General features: G+C 65.1%; 15 protein-coding genes and 2 tRNA genes. 3 read left to right on the top strand and 14 right to left on the bottom strand.

The window, feature by feature from the left end:
* Positions 1-62: 62 nt before the first annotated feature.
* A tRNA-Ile gene (locus LC060_RS13345) sits at positions 63-138 on the top strand.
* A 52-nt stretch (positions 139-190) separates the two neighbouring features.
* Positions 191-267, top strand: a tRNA-Pro gene (locus LC060_RS13350).
* A gap of 49 nt (positions 268-316) precedes the next feature.
* Here LC060_RS13350 and LC060_RS13355 read toward each other — a convergent pair.
* From LC060_RS13355 to LC060_RS13415, 13 genes are all read right to left on the bottom strand, one after another.
* A complete protein-coding gene (locus tag LC060_RS13355; protein WP_413465114.1) occupies positions 317-1,453 on the bottom strand; it encodes a P1 family peptidase in 1,137 nt (378 codons plus the stop codon).
* Positions 1,454-1,482: 29 nt separating this feature from the next.
* Positions 1,483-2,568, bottom strand: a complete 1,086-nt coding sequence (locus tag LC060_RS13360) for an amidohydrolase family protein (protein WP_226636288.1) — start codon at positions 2,566-2,568, stop codon at positions 1,483-1,485.
* A 4-nt stretch (positions 2,569-2,572) separates the two neighbouring features.
* Positions 2,573-4,561, bottom strand: coding sequence for a prolyl oligopeptidase family serine peptidase (locus tag LC060_RS13365; protein ID WP_226636290.1), 1,989 nt, complete (start codon positions 4,559-4,561; stop codon positions 2,573-2,575).
* 174 nt (positions 4,562-4,735) lie between these two features.
* Complete coding sequence (locus LC060_RS13370) at positions 4,736-7,435, bottom strand: TonB-dependent receptor domain-containing protein (RefSeq protein WP_226636292.1); 2,700 nt, start codon at positions 7,433-7,435, stop codon at positions 4,736-4,738.
* Between the two features lie 250 nt (positions 7,436-7,685).
* Positions 7,686-8,705, bottom strand: coding sequence for a dipeptide epimerase (locus tag LC060_RS13375; RefSeq protein WP_226636293.1), 1,020 nt, complete (start codon positions 8,703-8,705; stop codon positions 7,686-7,688).
* On the bottom strand, positions 8,702-9,709 hold the full coding sequence (locus LC060_RS13380; RefSeq protein WP_226636295.1) for a DUF1611 domain-containing protein: 1,008 nt from the start codon (positions 9,707-9,709) through the stop codon (positions 8,702-8,704). Before LC060_RS13380 ends, LC060_RS13375 begins: the two co-directional genes overlap by 4 nt.
* Positions 9,710-9,851: 142 nt before the next feature.
* The gene (locus LC060_RS13385) at positions 9,852-10,739 is read right to left on the bottom strand and encodes a LysR family transcriptional regulator (protein ID WP_226636297.1); all 888 of its coding nucleotides are present in this window, start codon (positions 10,737-10,739) and stop codon (positions 9,852-9,854) included.
* A 117-nt stretch (positions 10,740-10,856) separates the two neighbouring features.
* Positions 10,857-12,122 carry a purple acid phosphatase family protein gene (locus LC060_RS13390; RefSeq protein ID WP_226636299.1) on the bottom strand — a complete coding sequence of 422 codons (1,266 nt, stop codon included), beginning with the start codon at positions 12,120-12,122 and terminating at the stop codon, positions 10,857-10,859.
* A gap of 17 nt (positions 12,123-12,139) precedes the next feature.
* Positions 12,140-15,343 (bottom strand): TonB-dependent receptor, encoded by a 3,204-nt coding sequence (locus LC060_RS13395; protein WP_226636301.1) that lies wholly within the window; start codon positions 15,341-15,343, stop codon positions 12,140-12,142.
* A gap of 126 nt (positions 15,344-15,469) precedes the next feature.
* The gene (locus LC060_RS13400) at positions 15,470-16,438 is read right to left on the bottom strand and encodes a FecR family protein (protein WP_226636303.1); all 969 of its coding nucleotides are present in this window, start codon (positions 16,436-16,438) and stop codon (positions 15,470-15,472) included.
* The gene (locus LC060_RS13405) at positions 16,435-16,995 is read right to left on the bottom strand and encodes an RNA polymerase sigma factor (RefSeq protein WP_226636305.1); all 561 of its coding nucleotides are present in this window, start codon (positions 16,993-16,995) and stop codon (positions 16,435-16,437) included. Before LC060_RS13405 ends, LC060_RS13400 begins: the two co-directional genes overlap by 4 nt.
* A gap of 78 nt (positions 16,996-17,073) precedes the next feature.
* Entirely contained in the window at positions 17,074-18,378 is a 1,305-nt protein-coding gene (gene pncB, locus LC060_RS13410; protein WP_226636307.1) for a nicotinate phosphoribosyltransferase, read from the bottom strand.
* Positions 18,379-18,479: 101 nt separating this feature from the next.
* Entirely contained in the window at positions 18,480-19,202 is a 723-nt protein-coding gene (locus LC060_RS13415) for an NUDIX hydrolase (protein ID WP_226636309.1), read from the bottom strand.
* Positions 19,203-19,286: 84 nt separating this feature from the next.
* Here LC060_RS13415 and LC060_RS13420 point away from each other — a divergent pair, with 84 nt between their 5' ends.
* Positions 19,287-19,886 (top strand): cysteine hydrolase family protein, encoded by a 600-nt coding sequence (locus tag LC060_RS13420; RefSeq protein WP_226636311.1) that lies wholly within the window; start codon positions 19,287-19,289, stop codon positions 19,884-19,886.
* A gap of 15 nt (positions 19,887-19,901) precedes the next feature.
* Here the strand turns inward: LC060_RS13420 and LC060_RS13425 are convergent, their stop codons facing one another.
* Positions 19,902-20,459: a hypothetical protein gene (locus LC060_RS13425; RefSeq protein ID WP_226636313.1), complete on the bottom strand. Its 558-nt coding sequence runs from the start codon at positions 20,457-20,459 to the stop codon at positions 19,902-19,904.
* Positions 20,460-20,546 lie beyond the last annotated feature (87 nt).

The raw sequence follows: 20,546 nt of genomic DNA on the forward strand, positions 1-20,546 counted from the left end.
GCAACAGCCAAGCTAACGCGTCTCTCGCCCGGTCACGCCGATAGCGCCGGGCGGCACGGTTGGGGCCTGTAGCTCAGCGGTTAGAGCTGGCCGCTCATAACGGCTAGGTCGCGGGTTCGAATCCTGCCGGGCCCACCACCCTCGCCTTCACGGGCGACAGCACGTGGCCCAACATCGGCACCCGATAGGTCGGGGAGTGGCGCAGTCCGGTAGCGCGCCTGCTTTGGGAGCAGGATGTCGCAGGTTCGAATCCTGTCTCCCCGACCAATTCCCTTGAAAAATTCGGTCGTGAAGCGGCCCGCGTGAGCGTTGCGTGTCAGTTGCGCGGCTGTGCGCGCTTGCGGACAAGGGCGCGTGCTTTTGCGGCCGGGAGAGCCCGCACCGTTCCGCGATGGCCGATGACGTCGTGGGCCGCGAACAGGGCGTTGTAGACGCTTTCCTCGCTGGCTTCAGCGACCGCCTGGAAAAGCGGGGTCATGCGATCGTTCGAGAGTTCGGAGTAGACCGCCTGCTCCTTTCGGCGCGGCGCGGTACGGCGCACGTCCATGGCCGTGGAAAACGCCACCGCATAGTCGCCCGATCCGTTGGAAAAGGCCGAACCGGTCCGCGCTACACCAACGAAGGCGCGCTCGGCGAGGCGGCGCAAGTTGCGGTCCGAGAGCGGAGCATCGGTTGCAATCACGATGACGATGGAGCCATCCGCGCTCTTCTCGGCTACCTTGTCCTTGTAGAGATACTGGCCGAGTTCCTGGCCGACCGGGGTTCCGGCAACGCTCAGGACGCCGCCGTAATTGGCCTGGACCAGTACGCCGACCGTCCAGCCTCCAAGGCTCAAGGGCAACTCGCGCGAGGCCGTGCCGATGCCGCCTTTCCAGCCAAAGGCCACCGTTCCGGTACCGGCTCCGACAGCGCCTTCGGCGACAGGCCCTTCCTCGGCAGTCTCGATGGCGCGGCGGGCATGGGCAATGGAGACGTGACGGCCCCGAATGTCGTTGAGAAAGCCGTCGTTGGTCTCGCCGACGACCGCGTTGACGGTGCGGACCTCCTCGTTGCCCGGCTGATCGAGGGTCCACTCGACGCTGGCCGCCATGGCCTCGGGTACCGAGAGGGTATTGGTGAGGAGAATGGGCGTCTCAATCTCGCCCAGTTCCTCGATCTGGGTCGAGCCTGCAAACTTGCCAAAGCCATTGGCGACGAAGAAACCGGCGGGCACCTTATCCTGCCACAGGTTGCCTCCGTGCGGCAGGATGGCCGTTACGCCGGTGTGGACGTCGCGACCCTGTTCGAGCGTGACGTGCCCCACGCGAACGCCAACCACATCGGTGATCGCATCACGCGGTCCTGCTGGCAGGATACCAATAGGCACGCCCGCTCCGCGCGCGTCCTGCGCCCCCTCTCCGGCACGGCCCGGCGCCGAAATCGCAGCGCCAAGAGCTGCCCCAACGCTCGCCAAGGCGATGAGCGCGCGTGCCGAATGGGAGATCAGGGCCGGATCCTTTCCTTTGCGTAGTCGACGCTATCGTAGCCGGGCGTGTTGGTGCGGATTGTCGTCCACTCCGCGTCCGTCAGCGGAAGCCGCGGATAGACCTTCGCATAGTAGTCGGCAAGGTGCCCGCCGAAGGGGAAATCCGAAGCTGCGACAAAATACTCTGGGCCGATACGTCGGATCAGCGCGGCGAGAGCCTCCAGATCATCGTCTGCAGTGTCCTCGTCCCAGACCGCGGCAAGGTCGAATGTGACGTTGGCGAAACGGCCCCGATCGGCTTCGATGGCCGCGGCGAAGGCCCCGAGCGCCGAAAGCGTGGGCGCATCGATACCGCCCCACCCCGCCGCATGGGCGATCTGCACGGGCGTATCGCCCGCATGGGGCAGGACATCACGCAAGAACGTCTCCACATCGCGCGCGCCGTAGTCCTCGGCGCGCGTGCGCATGTGGATCATCACCGCAAGCCCCGTGCGGTGGGCCATCTCGAAGACGCTCGCGAGCTTCGCGACATTCTGCGGATCGCGCAGGTTCGCGTCGGAATTGGTGATGTGGATCTTGATGCCGGTCACGCGTGGATCACGCGCGAAGTGCGCCATTTCAGGCAATGCGCTGGAGGAGACCGGATTGATCCCGATGTAGATGCCAAAGCGCCCCGGGTAACGGGTCGCCAGCGCGGCCGACCATTCGTTCGCCGCGCGCAGGATCCTGGGCGCCTCGGGAAGCGGGGGCTGCATCATCGGGCTCTCGGCCAGATAGCCGGTCGACATGATGAGACTGCGCGCAACGCCCGCCGCGTCCATCTCCGCGATGAGGTCCTCGGGCGAATAGGCCCGCGTGAAGACTTCGGGGCACGGCCCGATACGACCGTCACTGCCGCAGTATTTGGGCAGAAAGTCGAGAATCGCGGGAGAATGGACGTGGGCATGGTGGTCCACCGTGACGGCAGCGTGCGGGGGAGCATCTGCCGTCACGGTGGAGGGGGTTCGGGTCTCTGCGCCCACAGTCTCGGCGGCAGCTGTGCCTGCAGTCACGAAAAGCGAAGCAATCAGCAGCCCTGCGCGCGCGGAAAACCCGAGGATCATCGTCTTATTCGCCCTCTTCCAGAAGGGTCTGCTTCCAGAATTCGACCGAGGTCTGGAAGTAGTATTCCTCGTTCTCCTTCTTGTGGAAGCCGTGGCCCTCGTTGGTGGCATTGAGGTACCAGGCCGGCTGGCCGCTCTTGTCCATGGCCTCGACGATCTGCTCGCCCTCGGATGCGGGCACGCGCGGATCGTTGCCGCCCACGGCTACGAAGAGCGGGATCGAGATCTTGTCGAGGTGGTTAAGCGGCGAGATTTCCTCAAGCTTCTTGCGCTGCTCGGGAATCGTCTCGTTTCCGTACTCGGGACGGCGCAGATCGCGGCGGTAGTCCTGGGTGTTCTCGAGGAAGGTCACGAAGTTGGTGATGCCGACATAGCAGCTCGCGCTCTTCAGCTTGTCCGAATAGTGGACCGCCGAAGCGTAGCAGACATAGCCGCCGTAGCTCATGCCGTAGAGCGAGATGCGCGAGGCATCGATGGCCGCGTCATCGGCGAAGTGATCGAAGAAGGCGCCGATGTCCTTGACCGAATCCTCACGCTTCCAGGGGCCGTTGTCGAGGTTGACGAAGCGCTTGCCAAAGCCGTCCGAGCCACGCACGTTCGGGAAGAACAGCGCCATGCCCAGTTCGTTCACGTAGTAGTTCTCCGAGCCAAGGAAGCCCGGGCGCGACTGGCCTTCGGGGCCGCCGTGGACGTCGAACAGCAGCGGACGCTTGCCGGGGAACTTGGCCGGATCGGGGCGGTAGAGGAAGCCGGTGATCGGCTCGCCATCGAAGCTCTTGATGGTGACGAGTTCGGGCTCGACGTTCTGGCTGGCGTCAAGACCGCCGGTCTCGCTCTGGGTCCAGCGGGTGACGTCCAGGGTCTCGGGATCGATCGAGAAGGCATCGCCCGGCACCTTGGCCGAGGACAGCGAGAAGCCGATCTCACCCCAGGGAGCGATCTGGATGGCCGGGCCAATCGCCCAGGGAATGACACCCTGCGGAAGCTGGCTCACCTTGCGCACATCCCCCGAGGGCAGATCCATGACGTGCATGACGCTGACGCCAGCCTCGTTGGTGGCGTAGGCGATGAAGCTGCCATCGGGCGCGATGGCGTAGTCGCTGACGTCCCAGTCCTCGGACGTCTTCGCGGTGAAGGCGCCGGTCTTCGCATCGAGCGTGCCCAGCTGCAGGAAGTCGCTGCCGCCTGCATCGCTGACGACCCAGACGGTGCCGTCGGCCGCGACCTTGGGATCGACGAAGGAGGTCTTGGCCTTGGGATCGGTCAGCGCCGTCTTCTTGCCGGTTTCCAGATCGACGGTGTAGATGATCGCCTCGTTGATCGAGAGGCGGTTCACCGCGATGCCCTTGGTGCCATCGGGCGTGAAGCCGACGAACTGCCAGCCGCCGCCCTTGACCTCGGCAACCATGCGGCTGGTCGAGGGGTCGCGCGGATCGACGATGTAAAGGTCCATGTCGGCACCGTTGCGGCGCGAGGAGGTGTAGCCCAGCCACTTGCCGTCCTGGCTCCAGCCACCGATCCAGTTGCGGCTCTTGCCATCGGTGACGAGTTCGAGCTGGCCGTCCTCAAGACGGTAGAGCTGGTAGAATTCATCGCCGCCGGTATCGCGCATGACCACGGTGAGGTTGTCGTCCGAGGGGGCGAGCGAGCCGGTGAGGACGGGCTCCTGCCCGAAGCTGACCTGCTCGCGGCTGGCGCCTGCCGCACGCACGGTGTGCAGCTGGTTGGTCGCGCCAAAGCGCGTCTTGATCAGCATCGAGCGATCGGCCGTGTTCCAGCCCAGGAAATCGGCGCGGCGCGCCTCGAGGTAAGGCTGGGTCGCCTTGACCACGGCATCGGGCACCGCGGGCACGTCCTTGGTGATGATCGCGGCCGGCTTGTCCGCCTCGGCGGCGAGCGGCGCAGCAAGGCCTGCGCACGAAGCGAAGGCAATCGCCAGCGCGCGGCTGCTGACGGTGGAGGGAATGAGACGGCGCAGGAACCGGGTGGTCATGTTGGCTTCCTCGGGAAGTTTCGGGAGAGGATCGAGAGGGGGAATTTGAAGTGGTGCTTGGCTGTAACGGGAGAATTCGCAAGGCGCGAACGCAGCAAAGCGGCCGCCCGGGCTCCGGCTCGCGCACAGGTGCGAGAGCCGGGCCGGACAGCCGCGATGCGACCCCGTGGGGGATTACAGCTTGACGCGTGCGCCGACCGAAACGAAGCGGCCGATCACGTCATAGTACGGGGAGTAGAGCGAACCGTAGGGGGGCTTCTTGTTGAAGAGGTTGCTCGCGTTGATGTACAGTTCCATGTCCGGACCGCTGTCGTTCTTCACGTTGAAGCTCAGCTGTCCATCGAAGTACGTGTACGCCCCGATGTGGTTGTTGGTGATGTCGAGCGAGCTGTTGAACTCACCCGGCGAGATGTAACGTGCACGGATGAGACCCGAGACGCCTTCGCTCTCGTAGCCCGCCGTCGCGTTGACGCGCCACTTGGGAACGCCGTCGCCGAAGGTGTAGCCCTGCGAACGCACGTACTCGATGGTGGATTCGCCATCGTCGATCGTCAGGCTGTTCACCCAGGTGCCCTTCACGTTGAAGTGCAGCTGGCCATTGCCATCGAAGCCCAGCTTGTAGACCGGCAGCTTGTAGTCGATCTGACCATCGATGCCGTCGGTCTTGTAGTTCGCCAGGTTAACGTAAGTCGAAACCGTGCGCTGGATGCTGTTGTCCGGACCGAAGTCGATACGGTCGCACAGCGCCGCGTTGCCGTTGTAGCAGCGCGTGATGACGTCCTGCGAAGCAATCGTGTCGATCACGTCGTCGATGTCGATGTTGTAGTAGTCGAGCGAGAGGTTGAGGCCCGGAACCATCGGCGGAGCGTAGGTCGCACCCACGGTCCAGGTGTTCGCCTTCTCGGGCGTCAGGTTGGGGTTACCACCACCGTTCGACAGGACATACTCGCTGATCGGCGTGCCGTCCGCATTGCGGCGGAACGGGTTCTGGATCGTGTTGTAGCCGGTCGTCTGCGTGTTGTAGAGTTCGGTCAGGTTGGCCGAACGGATGTCACGCGAACGGGTCACGCGGCCCACGAAGCCCGGGAAGAACTCGTTGGTCGCACCGACCTTCCAGGACCAGATGCCGCCCGTGGTGCTGTAGTGCGAGTAACGCGCTGCGGCATTCAGGTTCAGCTGCTGGAGGAGCGGCGTGTTGTAGATCAGCGGAACGGCGACTTCGGCAAAGCCTTCGCTGACGGTGTAGCCACCGCTGAGCGAGGAGAAGCTGAAGGTGCGGAAGGCGTCGGCGGCATCAAGCGCGCCCACGGTCTGGTTCACGGACTCGTGACGGATCTCGCCACCGATCGAGAACGAGACTTCACCGGCGGGAAGCGTGACCGGCTCACCGCGCAGGCTGACGCCGCCAACGTCGAGCTTGGTCTTCGAGCGCTGCGAGGGTGTACCCGTGACGTAGTCGATCGCGTCGGCCGAGGGCGAACCGTAACCGAACAGGTTGACCGGCACACAGCCTTCAGCACCCGAGCGGCACACGATGTTTCCGTTACCATCGAACACCGCGTCGACCGCGTTCGCGAAGTTTTCGCTCAGCAGGAAGCCGGGGGTGTCGATGTTGTTCTGGTACTCGCCGTGGCTGTAGTACGCGCTCCAGCGGAAGCCGTTCGCGAAGGTACCGTCGAATGCGAGGGTGCCCTGCGTCGTCTTGCGCTCGAAATCGATGTACGAGTACGACAGGTCGCGGTTGGCGCGACCAAGGTAGAAGCCGTCTTCACCGGCAGCCGACAGCTCGTCGCGGATGCCCTGCGAGAGGAACGCGTTGTCCGCGTTGATCCACTGACCCGAGGTCTGCGAACCCTGGATGTTGTCGCCGAACCAGATGTAGTCGTTGTACATGCGCGAGTGGCGGACCTGCGCGGTGACCTGGATCGAAGGGGTGATCTCGTAAGTCAGCGAGGCCAGGCCCGAGTAGCGGCGCTGCGGGGTGACGAGCGGGCTGAAATCGTCGTTCGAGGGGCCTTCGCCGCCCGCCGAGAAGTTGCCCGCCTGAGCATAGCCGTAGTCGTAGTCGCGCAGCGAACCGTCGGCGTTGAACGCCTGGCCTGCGAGCACGCCCGAGGTGATGAGGCCGCCATAGGCCATGTTGCCGTAGCCGACGTCGGGGGTGATGGTGCCGTTGAAGTTGGCCCAGCGACCGATGCGCGGACGGTCGACCTTGGGGATCACGCCTTCGCTGTCGTAGTATTCGCCGCCGATCACGAAGTGGCCGCGACCACCGTCGAACGAGGTGCCGTACTTGCCTTCGAAACGGTACTCGAAGTCATCGCCATAGCTGGTCGAAAGACCGGCCGATGCGCCCAGGACCAGGCCTTCGTACTCGTTGTCGATCTGGATGTTGACGACACCTGCAACGGCGCCCGAACCCCAGGCCGCCGAAGCACCGCCGGTCACGACGTCGAGGCCCTTGATCATGATCGAGGGAACAGTGTTGAGGTCGTTCTCGCTCGAGAAGCGACGGCCGTCCATGAGGACGAGCGTGCGGTTGTTGCCAAGGCCGCGCAGGTCGACCGGAGCCTGACCCGCGCTGGTGTTGGTGCCGGTGGTCTGCGGCGAGGTCGAAGCGCGGAACTGCGGCAGGTCGGCAAGCGAGGCTGCGACGTTGGCGCGGCCACCAACGCTCAGCGCACCCTGGTCGAGGTGCACGGTCGGGGTCGGGGCGTCGAAGCCGGCGGCGTCGATGCGCGAGCTGGAGACGATGATGACGTCGCCCTGCTCGTCACCGGACTGGGCGTCCTGGGCGAAGGCGGGCACGGCCATCGAAACGGCAGCAGCGAAGAAACTGGCGGAGCCGGCGAGCCGGCCGCGAACTGAACTCATCTTGAGATCCCTCATGGTGGACCGCGCCCCTGGTGGCCGCGATCGCGGTACTGGAACCTCTCCCGGCGAGATGACGCCCCCGCTCCGGACACAGATGCACGACCACCCCGGTCAGTTGACCGAGGCAAACAATGCATCCGTTTCGAAGGACTGCGACCCTGAAATTTTTTAATCTCTTGTTGCCATGGGCCTGTAACAATTGGTGCGAGAGACACCCAATCAGAAGACTTTGCCCATCCATAAGCAACAGTTATGGAAAACCATAACCCCATTGCAGACCGACCGGCGCGTGCAACATTCCTTCGCGCAGGACGGCCCCTCCTTCGCGGTCCCGGGCAAGCCAGAGCGGACCATCGAGATCCACGAAGCGACTTTGCGCCGCGACATGCCAGCCAGCCGCGACCGAGAGCGAGGAGCACAGCATGCACCCCGTCATCACCCCCATCCCGGCTTCTAGCGCCGCATCGGCAAGCGCCAGCGCCTCGCTCAGCCCTCCGGACTTGTCGAGCTTGATGGTGACGAAGTCGTAGCGCCCGGCCAGGTGCACCACATCGTCCTCGACATGGGCGGACTCGTCGGCAGCCAGTGGGACGGCACAGGCGAAGCCTTCCAGAGCAGCATCGCCGCCTGCGGGCAGCGGCTGCTCCAGCAGCGCAATTCCCGCCTCGGCCAGCCCGCCCATGACACGCTCGAGCAAAGCGATATCCCAGCTCTCGTTGGCATCGGCGATCAACACCGCCCCCGGCGCCGCCGCGCGCACGGCTTTGACCCGCTCCACCACGTCCTCGCGATCGAGCTTGATCTTGAGCAGCGGCGCCGGACCTCCCTCACCACAGTCTGCGACAATGTCGCGAGCCCGCTGCGCCATGGCCACCGGCGTGTCGATACCCACGGTAACTGCGGTCACCAGCGCGTCCGGCACTGGCCCCGTCCGCGCCGTTACCGAAACCCCGCTAAGCTTGGCCTCCAGGTCCCAGAGCGCGCAGTCGAGCGCGTTGCGGGCGGCTCCTGGCGCCATGGCCAGGCGCAGTTCCTCGCGCCCCATGCCATTCTCGATGGCGTCGCGCATGGCCGCGATCTGCGCGAGGACGCCCTCCGCACTTTCCCCGTAGCGGGCCGAGGGTGCGCCCTCCCCGCGACCAATCCGACCTCCCTCCTCGATCTCGACGGTGATGAGATCGATAGCGACGCGGGTGCCGCGAGCTATGGCGAAGGGCCTTGCCAGTGGAAACCGGGCTTCCTCGGCGCGAAGGGCGCGCCGTGCGCTCATGGCAGTTGGGCGATCCGTTCCACGATCGGCTCCATGCCGGTGATCACCGGGTCGACACAGGGCAGACCAAGCTCATCCTCGATCCGCGCGCACAGGTTCGCCACCTCGTCGGGCGCCATCTGCGAGCCGTTGATCGAGACGCCGACCGCCGCGACATCGGGGCTGGTCAGGCGAGCACAGCGCAAGTTTTCCTCAAGGCAAGCCTTGAGGTCGGGCACTGGAAAGTGGGGGAGCCCTCGCATGTGCGGGCGCGAGGGATCGTGGCACAGCACCAGGGCACGCGGCTGCGCACCATGCAGGAGGCCCAGCGAAACGCCGGCAAAGGACGGGTTGAAGAGCGAACCCTGCCCTTCGATCACGTCCCAGACCTCGTCCTCCCGCGCCGGGGAAAGGGCCTCTGCGGCGCCGGAGATGAAGTCGGCAATGACGCTGTCGATGACGACGCCCTCACCCGCGATCATCACACCCGTCTGGCCGGTCGCGCGGAAGCGGGCGGACATGCCCTTCGCGTTCAGTGCCTGGGTGAGATGGAGCGAGGTGAACATCTTGCCCACTGCGCAGTCGGTGCCGACGGTCAGGAGGCGATTGCCCGCGCGCGGCTTCCCATTCCCTACGGCAAGGCCCTTCGCCGCGATACGAATGTCGATCAGGCGGCCACCGGTCACTGCGGCCCGTTCGCGGATGCGCGGATCGTCGGCAAGGTGCTGGTGGAGGCCTGACGCCACATCGAGACCCGCATCGAGCGCAGCCAGGATCGGCGCAATCATGGTCTCCTCCAGCCGCCCGCCGCTGGTCGCAATGCCCAGGACAAGCGTGCGCACCCCGGCCGCGGCGGCCTGCGCGGGGTCCATCCGCGGAAGGCCCAGCGAGAGGCCGCCCCCCAGGCTCAGTTCACCCACGCATTCGCCGGGACGAAAAAGTGCCAGTCCACGCGAGGTCTTGATGTCGAGCGGGTTGGTCTTGTCGCCAAGGTACAAGAGGAACGGGCCTGCAATTGCCTGCATGCCATCATCCTTTCGGCGCGCGGTCTGTTCTTGGGTCATCACGCCGGAATATCACAAACCGTAACAATCCTGTCATTAGGAGACGTGGGCCAGCTATAGCAGAAACTTATAACAACACGCCACGCCGGGGTGGGCGAGCCGATCAGGCTCCCGCCGTCAGGCGCGTGCGCACGTGATCGAGGAAATCGAGCGCGAGGCGCGAAGGTGGGCGCCCTTCAAGGTGCGCAGCCTGGATCATATAGGGCTGGCGCGGCTCCAGCGGGCGAATCGTCAGGCCATGACGCAGTGCGCCCAAGGCCGTATGCTGGTCGACGATGGTTGCCCCCATTCCCGCCCGGACCATCGCGGCCGCCATGGCATAGGAGCGCGAGGACCCCACCGGCTCCAGCTCGATACCACGCGCGGCCATTTCGTTTGCAACGAGGCGCGCCTGTGGCCCGCTGTCCGACGTGGAGACATAGGAAAGCCCGGCCAGCGCCTCCAGCGGCAGGGGATCAGGCGCATCGGGAAAATCGTTCTCGCGAAACAGCGCGACCATCTCGGCCTCGCCAAGCGGAACGCTTGCAACGGGCGTGCCGCGCGGAAGCGAGTAGCAGATGACGAGATCGGTCTCGCGCTTGTAGAGTTTGGCCGCCATCTCGTCGTGGTGCGAGGTGCTCAGATCGACAACGACGCCTGGATGCTCGCGCACGTAATCGGCCACCGCACGAGGCAGGAAATCCACGCCGAGCGCCGGAAGCGTCGCTATTCGCAGGACCTGCCCCCGGCCCCGCCGAAGGTTCTTGGCGATCTCGCGGAAATGGTGGACCTGCGCCTGGATCTCGTCGGCCTGGGCGATCAGCTCATGCGCGTCCGCCGTGGGCACCAGCCGCCCGCGCACGCGGTCGAACAGGGGGAAACCCAGGAGATCCTCGGCATGGCGCAGAAGATTGGTCGCCGCGGGCTGCGAGACGTTGAGCTGGCGCGCCGCCTTACTGACCGAACCGGTCGTATAGACGGCGTGAAAGACCTCGATGTGCCTGAGCTTCATGAACCGCGCCGCTAAGCCGTTTCGCGCCCGAGAGCAACCGGCCATCGCGCACGCCCGATTGTCCGAGATGGCAGACCGGAGAGCCAGGTCGCTCGCTCTCCGGTCCGCGCAGGTGCATCAGGGCTTGTGCACCTTCATCGTGTCGAGGACGTCCCCATTGGCCGTATAGGCAGTGTAAACAAGGTCTGCACCGTCCACATCGATCACCTGATAGGCCTGCGTACGCGCGGCCGATTTGCGCGCCCAGTCGAGCTCGGCGACCTCGTACATCTTGGGTCCAGCAACGGAAACCACGTAGGTAGCCCCCTTCCCGTCCGGCACGGGGCCGGAGGCCGCGATGGCCCCTCGCGCATAACCATGGTCGTGGCCCTGCAGGACCAGATCGACCCCGTACTTGTCGATAAGCGGCTTCAGCGCCGAGCGCACCTTGGGATTGTCCCGGTCGGGATCGCTGGAGAACAGCGGAAAGTGAAGGAAGATGACGGTCCAGTGGTTCGGGTTCTTCGCCAGCAGGTCATCCAGCCAGGCGATGGTCTGCGCCCGGGCTGCTTCGTTGCGATCAAGCTGCGGGGAATCGATCGAAATGAGGCGCAGGCCCTGATAGTCGGTGTACCAGTGCGTCTCGCGCGCTTCGGGAACGCCTTTGGGGCCATTCTCGGGGAGCGTGAACTGGTGGCGCCACTGCCCCGTCACCGACGATCCGGCACGGGCCGCGCCATCCTTGCCGTATTCGTGGTTGCCCGGCGTCGGCATCTGCGGGGTCTGCGCATAGAGGAAGCCCCCGGCCGCAAACCACTCGCCCCATTCCCTGTCGGAGTTGTGGTGGTTGATGAGATCGCCTGCATGGATCGTGAAGGCGACATCGCCTGCCGTGCGAAAGCCCATGCGCAGCGTGCGCGAGGCTTGCGAAAGGACCTGGTTCTGCATGTCGCCCAGGTACAGGAAGCGGAACGGTTTGGCCTCCTGCGCCGCCGTGCGGAACTGGAACCACTCCGACCAGAGCGTGCCGTTGCCCACGCGGTAGGCGTACACGGTATCGGGCTTAAGGTCCTTCATCACGGCGGAATGGTAGGCGGCCCGAAAGGCCGGGTCCTCCTCGGTGGCAACGCTCGCCTCCTCGGTGACCGCCGCCAGGGCCATCGGTGTCTTCACGAAGTCCGGGCCCGGTGTCGCCACCGCGTACTCGACTTGGCCGGGTAGGCCCGGCGCCGTGCGCCAGGTCACGGCCATTTCGTGCGCGGTGTCGGCGGTGAGGTTGAGAATGATCCGCTCAGGCGCCGCGGTTGCCGGAGCAAGCACGGCCACCTGCTCCTGCGCCGCCACGGGGACGACACAGGAACCGGCAAGGAGAGCGGCCAGGAAGGTCTTGGAAAGCATTGTCATGGCAGGTCTCTTTTGCATCAGAAGATCATGTTGAAGCCGAGCGAGATCGAGCGCCCGTTCTTGATGTAGGCGCGGCTCGCCCCCTCGCCCGAGGAGACGGTCTGCCAGTAGGTGTGCGAATCGAAGAGGTTCTGCACCTGGAGCTGGACCGAGGACTTCTCGAGGAAGGTCTTGCGGAAGGTCAGGTCGACGAAACTATACGCCTGCTCGTAAGGATCGTTTCCGAAGTCGTTGATACCGGCCATGAACTTCGACTGGTAGTTCCAGGCGCCGTAGACCTCCCAACCGTCGCGCTCCCAGAAGAGCTGGAGGTTGGCGATGGTCTCGGGCGTCTCCATCAGCGGCAGGGTGTAGCCCTCGGGGTGCCAGGACAGGCCCGTCTCGGCCTTCGAGCGCTGCAACGTCAGGTTGCCGCCCACGCCCAGCGAACCGAGCACGCCCGGCAGCCAGTGCAGGAGCTGCTGCGCGCTGATCTCCATGCCGTAGACATCGGCCCACTTGCCGTTGTTGGGCATCGTCACCGCCACGCCCTCGGGATTGACGTTCACACCGGCGGTGCCGTTGCGGATGTTCGAGGAGGACGAGCGGAACAGGAAGTTGTCGATCTGCTTGTAGAACAGGGCGACCGAGTAGGCCCCGGTGCGGCCCGCATAGTGTTCGAGCGACATGTCGAAGTTGGTCGAGCGCAGAGGCTTCAGGTCCGGGTTGCCCATCTCGATCCCGGTCAGGATCCAGTCCGAGGTGGGGTTGAGGACGCCATCACCATCGGGATCGCGGTCATAGGCGTACTCGCGCGCCGAACTCATGCGGGCGATGTCGGGACGGGCAAAGCTGGTCCAGACCGCGCCGCGCAGCTTGGTCTTGTCGTCAAAGTCGTAGTTGACGTGGATCGAGGGCAGCCAGTTGGTGAAGCTGGTGCGGTCGCGCGTGTAGCGCTCGCCCAGCACCGGGTCCATGTTCCAGGCATCGATCGTGTTGCGCGTGTTTTCCATGCGCACGCCCGCGATGATCTTCGCCTTGCCGATCTGTGCAGTGCCCATGAGGTAGGCGGACAGGACGCGCTCCTCGAACTCGAAGCTGTCCTCGTCCGAGATCTCGGCCTGCGAGGGATCGACCGCAAAGCCATCGAAGTAGCTGCTCTCGCCCGCCTCGGCGCGCTGCAGTTCGGCCAGCATCGCCTCGTTGTCGAGAACGGTGCCGAGGCGATAGTCGCCGGTGTAGGCACCGCTGAACAGGCTGGTGACTTCCTTGCCGTAAAGCCCGGCAAAATCGGCCAGCGTGCCATCGGAATTGAGGTCGAGGAACGAGCCTTCGTACGTGCGGCGGCGCGAGTTGTAGAACTTGCCGCCTGTCTTGATCGCCTTCAGGAAGGGCCCATCCACGTCCCAGCGTGCGTTGAACTGGGCCTGCCAGAGCTTCTCGCTCGAACCGCCCACTTCGCCCTCAAGGCCGTTGAAGTCGTATTCATTGGGGTCCTGCACTCCGGCAAGCCCTGCCGGGTTCAGCAGCCACTTGGGAAAGCGCGAGTCCTCGGCCGCCGAGAAGAGCACGCCGCGGTTGCCCAGCCAGCCGTACTTGTCGCTGCGGAACTCCAGCTCGTAGCCATCGTCGAGGTTGTCCTCCGACTGCGAATAGGAGACGTCGTAGTCGAGCGTCAGCACCCCAAAGCGCGACACGCCGCCAAAGTTGGCCGAAGCCAGATTGCCGGTCTCGGCCGAACCTTCCCAAAAGCGGCGCAGGCGGAAACCTGCCGGGTCCCAGGCACCCGAATTCCCGACCAGGCTGTAGGTCGAGCGCGCCGAACGGTCCGCATCGGTGATGATGCCGTCGCCATCGCGGTCGATAATTTCACCAGGGGTATAGCCATAGATGCGGCCCAGTTCCTCGTCGAAGCCGGTGATCGCATCCTCGGGCTGGGCAAGATCGGCACGCGAACGGTCCACCTGAGAAAGCCGGGTGGAATTGCGCGAGGTGTCGTTGCGGAAGTTCAGGCGGTTGAGAAATTCCTTCTTGCGGTACTTGTTGTACTGCCCGCGAAGGTGGAAGTCGTGGTTGTCCGAGCGGAAGTCGACGCTCGAATTGACGCCCCAGCGCTCCACTTCGGTCTCGCCAAAGCCCAGGTTCATGCCGCGAAGGACAAAGCGATTGGGGTCCCAGCCCAGCGTTTCGCTGTCCGCGTACCAGGTGTCGGGCTGGTTATCGCCATCGACGCCGTTCTGCTCGAACTGGGACTTGCGACGGCTCCAGCTGCCCGAGATGAAGACGCCGAAGTTGTCGGAGAACTGGCGCGAGGCGGCGGTAGAGACCTGCGCGGACTTGCGGTGGTCGAACTTGTCCAGCATCCCGCCCTCGGCGGAGAAGCGGAAGTAGGTCGGGTCCTGGTCGAAGGCGGTCGGGGTGGAGATATCGACCGAACCACCCAGCGCGTCACCATCGCGGTCGGGCGTCAGCGTCTTGTAGACGGTGATTTCCTTGATGCCGTCAGGCGGCAGGACCGAGAGGCGCACGCCGCGGTAGAAGACATCGTCGCGCGAGCCCGCGCCGCCAAGGCGCACACCGTTGATCGAGTAGTTGTTGAGCTCGGTGGAGAGGCCGCGCACGGTGATCCGGTCGCCCTCTCCCGTGGTCGCGCTGCGCACCGCATTGACGCCGGGCATGCGCGCGAGCGCTTCGGACACGTTGTTGGCGGGCAGCTTCCCCATGTCGTCGGCGCTCACCGTGTCCGAGACGACATCCGTGTTGCGCTTCTTGTCGAGCGATTCCTGCACCGCCTCGAAGTAGCCGGTAACCACGATCTCATCGTCGGCCGGGGCCAGCGCCACGCTGGTGGCCGCAGCCGATGTGCGCGCTGGCGCAGCCGCCACGGCCACCTTGGCGGAAGCCTTCGGGGCGGCCAGACGCACGATGATGGTGCGCCCCTGGCGGCGGGTCTCGACGCCCGCCCCGGCCACCAACCGGGACAAGGCGGCCTCGGACGAAAGCGAGCCGGAAACAGCCGAGCTACGGCGCCCGCGCACGACATCGGCCGAGGCCGCGACCTGCAGCCCTGTTACGCGGGAATACTGGCGCAGCGCGCTCCCCAGGTCCTGCGCAGGGATAGCAAACGTAAAGCTCTGTGCCCCGGCGGCATGGGCCGGAGCAAGTGCGGCCGTGAACGATACGCAGGCAAGCGAAAGGGCCAGCGCCGAAACACCGGCGCGGCTGGATCCTGAGCGAAACATGAAATCCCCTGTATGGTAACCAAGTACGCGGGGAAGACGTTCGAGAAATTAAAAACCCGACAAAATAATTTTATGGCACTTTTATTAAATTTCTATGCCATTTTAGAGACATAGAACTTCGCAGAATTACTGGCGGCCAATCCGGTAACGGCCCTCGTCGCGCGACCAGGACAGACCGTGGATGGCCGCCAGGGTCTCGACGATCTCCTGAGGCCTATGCATCTCGAAGCGCCCCGTGACGCGCAGCTCTCCCAGTTGTGGATCGTCGAGTTCGACGGGAATACGCGAGGTCCGGTTGAGCCGCTCGATTAGCCGGTCGAGCCTCGTGTCCTGCGCATCGAACCAGCCATCCAGCCAGCCCGGACGATCTCCGCCGATACCCTCAAGGCTGCGCACATGGGCGCCATCAAGGATGAGCCCGGTGCCGGCAGGCAGCCGCCACGCACCGCTCTCACCCGCGACCTGGACGAGCCCGCGATAGACCCGCACCTCGCGGCGCCCCCCCGCGAGCACGTCGATGTCGAAGGCCGTCCCCAGGACTTCGACCCGCGCGCCCTCGGCCTCGACCGCGAAACCGCGCAGCGCTTCGTGCGCGACGTCGAAGAAGGCCTCGCCCTTCTCCAATTCGGCCTCGCGCGACCAGGGGGTCAGCCGAACCGAGAGACGCGAACCACCGCTGAGCTGGATGTGAGAACCGTCCGCGAGCGTTATCTCGCGCGTCGCACCCCAGGATGCCTCGTAAGTATGGGTCGGTGCGAACAATCCCTGTCCCAACGGCACGGCAACAGCAAGCGCCGCAAGGCCCGCCGCCAGCCCGAACCAGCGGCGACGCCCCCACACCCCGCCATGCCGGGCATCAGCTGCGTCGAGCCCTGCGGCATTGTCATTGCCCGCGCGGGTCGGGCACGCAGCCTGCGCAAGCCCTTCAGACTGCCACAGCGAGGCCATCAGGGCGTAGCTTTCCACGTGACGCGGATCTTCGGCGATCCAGGCATCGAAGCTCGCCGCAACGGCGCTGTCCTGGACGGGGCCGCGCATGCGCTCCAGCCAGAGCGCGGCCGCGCTGTCGATCTCGGCGCGTTCGCTCGCCATCATTCGTTCCATCCCGCCGGATCAATCCCGGCCTTTTCCATCGCGCGGCGAAGGTCAACCAGGCCACGGGTTATGTGCTTCTCGACCGCCTTGCTGCTGAGCGCGAGGTCCTCTCCGATGGCCCGGCAGCTTTCGTTGCGCAGGCGTCGGCGCACCAGCACTTCGCGGCGCAGCGCGGGCATGCGGTTGAGACAGCGCTGGAAGACTTCGATCGCGCGCCGGGAATCGAGCACCCTTTCGAGCGAGGGCGCCGCGTTCTGCCACTGCCCTTCGTGGTCGTCGCCCCCCTGCCCCGCATCGGCGTAGCGGCTCTCGGCGCGGTGCTGATCGACGAGGAGATTGTCGGCGATGCGAAACCCCAGCGCGAAGACGCTCCCGATTTCCTTCGTCCGGCTGATTGCGATCAGACGCAGCACGGTCTCCTGCGCAATGTCTTCGGCCAGATCCGCGCGCGCCCCACGGGCGCGCAGATAGCCGATGAGCCGGGATTGGACCATGGTCCAGTCGGTCCCGGGACTATCGCCGTCACGGGCAAGCAGGAGAGCATCGGGTCGGGGCACGGCGCGGCTTTTTCCGTGAAAAGAATGCGGTAGCCGTGCGCCCTAGCCGCGCTCCATGACGGTTTGGCGACGCTTGCGCTACACCTCGACCGCGCTGGCGACGCGGTCCTGCCCCCCGAAGACGCGCAGGTAGCGGGCAACCTCCTCTGGATCGCCAGTCGACTTGGCCGGATTGTCGGACAGCTTGACCGCCGGGCGCCCATTGGCCTGCGTCACCTTGCAGACCAGCGAGATCGGCTCGAGCCCAGCCTGCCCTTCCGGGTCGCAATCGCGAAAATCGTTGGTGAGGTTGGTGCCCCAACCAAAGCTCATCCGCACCCGACCATGGAAGTGGTGGTAGGTTTCCTCGATGGTGTCGATGTCCATGCCATCGGAAAAGATGATGAGCTTGGTGCGCGGATCGACCCCGCGTTCCTCCCACCAGCGGATGATCTGCTCGCCCCCCTCGATGGGCGGCGCGCTGTCGGGGCGAAAGCCGGTCCAGCGCGTCAGCCAGTCGGGCGCGTTGCGCAGAAAAGCGGTAGAGCCGAAAGCATCGGGCAGCGCGATCAGCAGGTTGCCGTTGTAGTGCTGCTGCCAATCCTCCAGCACCTGGTAGGGGGCGTGGGCGAGCGCGGCGTCATTCCTCGCCAGCGCACCGGCCACCATCGGCAACTCGTGCGCGTTGGTGCCGATGGCCTCAAGGTCGGCGTCCATTGCAAGAAGCACGTTGGAAGTGCCGATGAAACGGTCCCCCAGCCCTTCCTTCAGGGCCTCGACGCACCAGCGTTGCCACAGGAAGCCGTGCCGCCGCCGCGTGCCGAAGTCGGAGATGGCCAGGTCAGGCAATTGCCGCAGCCGCTCCACCTTGTCCCACAGCCGCGCCTTAGCCCTCGCGTAGACGACATCAAGCGCGAACTTGCCGCGCCCGGCAAGCGCGGCGCGCGAGCGCAGTTCGTTGACGATGGCGAGCGCGGGGATCTCCCACATGGTGGTGTGCGTCCAGGGACCCTCGAAGCGTAGCTCGTACTGCCCGTCGACCTTGCGCAGGTCGTACTCGGGAAGCTGGAAGTCCGCGAGCCAGGCCAGGAAGTCCGGCTTGAACATCTGCTGCTTGCCGTAGAAGCTGTTGCCCGCGAGCCAGATCAGCTCCTTCTTGGCAAAGCGCACCGAACGCGCATAGTCGAGCTGGGCGCGCAGTTCGTCCTCGTCGATGATCTCGGCCAGCCGCACCGATTTCGTGCGGTTGATGAGCGAAAAGGTCGCATCGACATCGCCGTGGATGTGATGGATCATCTGCAGCATCAGCAACTTGTAGAAGTCGGTGTCGAGCAGACTGCGCACGATGGGGTCGAGCCGGAAGCCGTGGTCGTAGCTGCGCCGTGCAATGTCGGTTACGGTCATGCCAGGCTCCTTAGCCGATTGCGGGAGGGAAGAAACACAATGCCGGCCCCGCGTGCGCGCAGGCATTGCAACATCAGGTGCGGCCTACGCGCGCCCATCGCTCAGCTCAGCCCCCGGAAACAATAGAGCTCGGCGGGACGATGGGACGTTCCGGTTTCGCGCGTGCCGGTCGGCACAATCCAACCCGTGTCGATCATGCGCCGCCGGAAAGCAGGCTTATTGAGCGTGGTCCCCCGGATCGCCTCGTGCACGTCCTGAAGCTGGCGCAGGGTGAAGAACGGGGGCAGAAGATCGAAGCCGACGGCGGTATAATCGAGCTTGCCGCGCAGACGCTCCAGCGCAAGGGCCAGGATCTGTTCGTGATCGAACGCAAGGGGGAGCCGCGCTCCGGCAGAGTCCAGCACGGCGATATCGCCCGAACCATCACTATCCGGGACGTCCAGCGTCGCGCAGAGCAGTTCTGGATTAGCCTCCAGCGCAGCTTCGATAGCGGCGGGAGCCAGAAGCGCCAGCCAGGCCACAGTCACGATGCGTCGCCGCGGATCGCGCGCGACCTCGCCAAAGGTGTAGAGCTGTTCGCACCGCACATCCGGGAGACCGGCCTTGTCGCGAAGTACACGCTGGGCGGCGTCCTCGAGCGCCTCCTGCGCGCCCACGAAACCGCCCGGAAGCGCAGCGTGCCCTGCAAAGGGCGATACACCGCGTCGCAGCAGCAAGGCGCATGGAGCGCCCTTGCGCACGCCCATGAGTACGATGTCCACGCAGACGGACAGGCGCGCGTAGGCGTCTGGATCCTCTCTTGCCGAAATGTCGTTATCCGCCACAGCGCACCTTATATGCAAGTTGCGCTTTACTTATTTTTAAGGCGCATATAAGTCAAGGCGCAACGCTCCGAGGAGAGATGTCCGATGCCGTTCGTGATTGTCGTGGATACCCAGAGAGATTTCATGGCGCCCGATGGCGCACTCAGTGTCGCAGGTGCGGCTGATCTCGTCACGCCGATGCAGGCCTGGCTCGAGGCGCTCGATCCTGAGACGACCGAGGGCGTTCTCTTCACCTTCGACACTCACGACCCGGCGATCTATCCTGGATCGCCCGAGGCCGAGGCTTTTCCCCTGCACTGCGTGCGCGAAAGCGCAGGCTGGGCAAACATGCTCGATCCCGACCGGATTCCTGCGCAAATCCCGGCCTGGAAACTGGAAAAAGGCGTCTTCGACATGTGGAGCGAAGCCGGCCTCGCGCTCACCAGCGCACGCAGCGACGCCAGGCCCACACCGCCCATTGCACGCGATGCGTTCTTTGCCGACCTAGCCAAGCGCGGGGTTCGCGATGTGAAAGTCATCGGCGTTGCGGCCGACTACTGCGTGCTATGGGCTGTCCAGGGGCTGCTCGAACGTGGTTTTACAGTCCATGTGCCCGAAGCGCTGACCAAGGGCATAGACCGCCAGATCGACGAAGTCCTCGCCAGCGATCTCGCTGGAAAGCCCGTCCATCTTGAGAAGGCCTGAGACGTCCCGCCCCCGCTAGCGGCAGCAAAGCGGGACAAGAAACGGCACGCGCAGTGCCAGGGGACGCAGCGCTGCCGCGACAATCGCCAGCAGCAACATGCCCACGACCGAGGCCAGCACCGCCGAGGACGGCGAAGGCGGCAGCACCCACAAGGCCACCGGCTGCATGACGCTCATGGCCAGCATCATCGCCAGGAAGAAAAGTCCGGTGCGAAGCGCAAAGGCACTCCACCGCCCGACCCGCTCGCGCGGGGTGAACGCGGGACGCGAACCATGCGCCGCGCGGCCCGGCCACTGGCAGGCAATCGCGACCAGGAGCATCAGCGCGCTGGTGGCGGGCAGGATCCGCAGATGAACCGAGACGCTCGCCAGAAGGTTGAAACCATCGCCCGAGCAGATCGACTGCATTGTATAGTAGGCCAGGCGTCCATCCGCCTTTGCGCCCAGGATCGTGCCGCCCGCGCACAGCATCATGTCGCGCAGCAGGCGTACGGCGGCGCTGTCGCTGCCGACACCGCGAAGGTCGTGGGCGATGGAAACCTGTCCGGTCAGCGCGTTGCTCCTGGATATCATGGGTCGCTCCTAGACGAGCGTCTGCACGGTAACTTTGACCCGGCGCAAACGCCAGCAAAAGCGTGCAAGGCCAGCGCAATATCCCGG

The organism is Novosphingobium profundi (genome assembly GCF_020524485.1).
GTDB lineage: Bacteria > Pseudomonadota > Alphaproteobacteria > Sphingomonadales > Sphingomonadaceae > Novosphingobium > Novosphingobium profundi_A.

Coding starts and splice junctions, on each gene's coding strand:
- LC060_RS13385 (WP_226636297.1), bottom strand. CDS start 10,739: ATGAAGCTCAGGCACATCGAGGTCTTTCACGCCGTCTATACGACCGGT.
- LC060_RS13400 (WP_226636303.1), bottom strand. CDS start 16,438: ATGATGGCGAGCGAACGCGCCGAGATCGACAGCGCGGCCGCGCTCTGG.
- LC060_RS13360 (WP_226636288.1), bottom strand. CDS start 2,568: ATGATCCTCGGGTTTTCCGCGCGCGCAGGGCTGCTGATTGCTTCGCTT.
- LC060_RS13390 (WP_226636299.1), bottom strand. CDS start 12,122: ATGACAATGCTTTCCAAGACCTTCCTGGCCGCTCTCCTTGCCGGTTCC.
- LC060_RS13380 (WP_226636295.1), bottom strand. CDS start 9,709: ATGCAGGCAATTGCAGGCCCGTTCCTCTTGTACCTTGGCGACAAGACC.
- LC060_RS13420 (WP_226636311.1), top strand. CDS start 19,287: ATGCCGTTCGTGATTGTCGTGGATACCCAGAGAGATTTCATGGCGCCC.
- LC060_RS13425 (WP_226636313.1), bottom strand. CDS start 20,459: ATGATATCCAGGAGCAACGCGCTGACCGGACAGGTTTCCATCGCCCAC.
- LC060_RS13370 (WP_226636292.1), bottom strand. CDS start 7,435: ATGAGTTCAGTTCGCGGCCGGCTCGCCGGCTCCGCCAGTTTCTTCGCT.
- LC060_RS13365 (WP_226636290.1), bottom strand. CDS start 4,561: ATGACCACCCGGTTCCTGCGCCGTCTCATTCCCTCCACCGTCAGCAGC.
- LC060_RS13375 (WP_226636293.1), bottom strand. CDS start 8,705: ATGAGCGCACGGCGCGCCCTTCGCGCCGAGGAAGCCCGGTTTCCACTG.
- LC060_RS13395 (WP_226636301.1), bottom strand. CDS start 15,343: ATGTTTCGCTCAGGATCCAGCCGCGCCGGTGTTTCGGCGCTGGCCCTT.
- pncB (WP_226636307.1), bottom strand. CDS start 18,378: ATGACCGTAACCGACATTGCACGGCGCAGCTACGACCACGGCTTCCGG.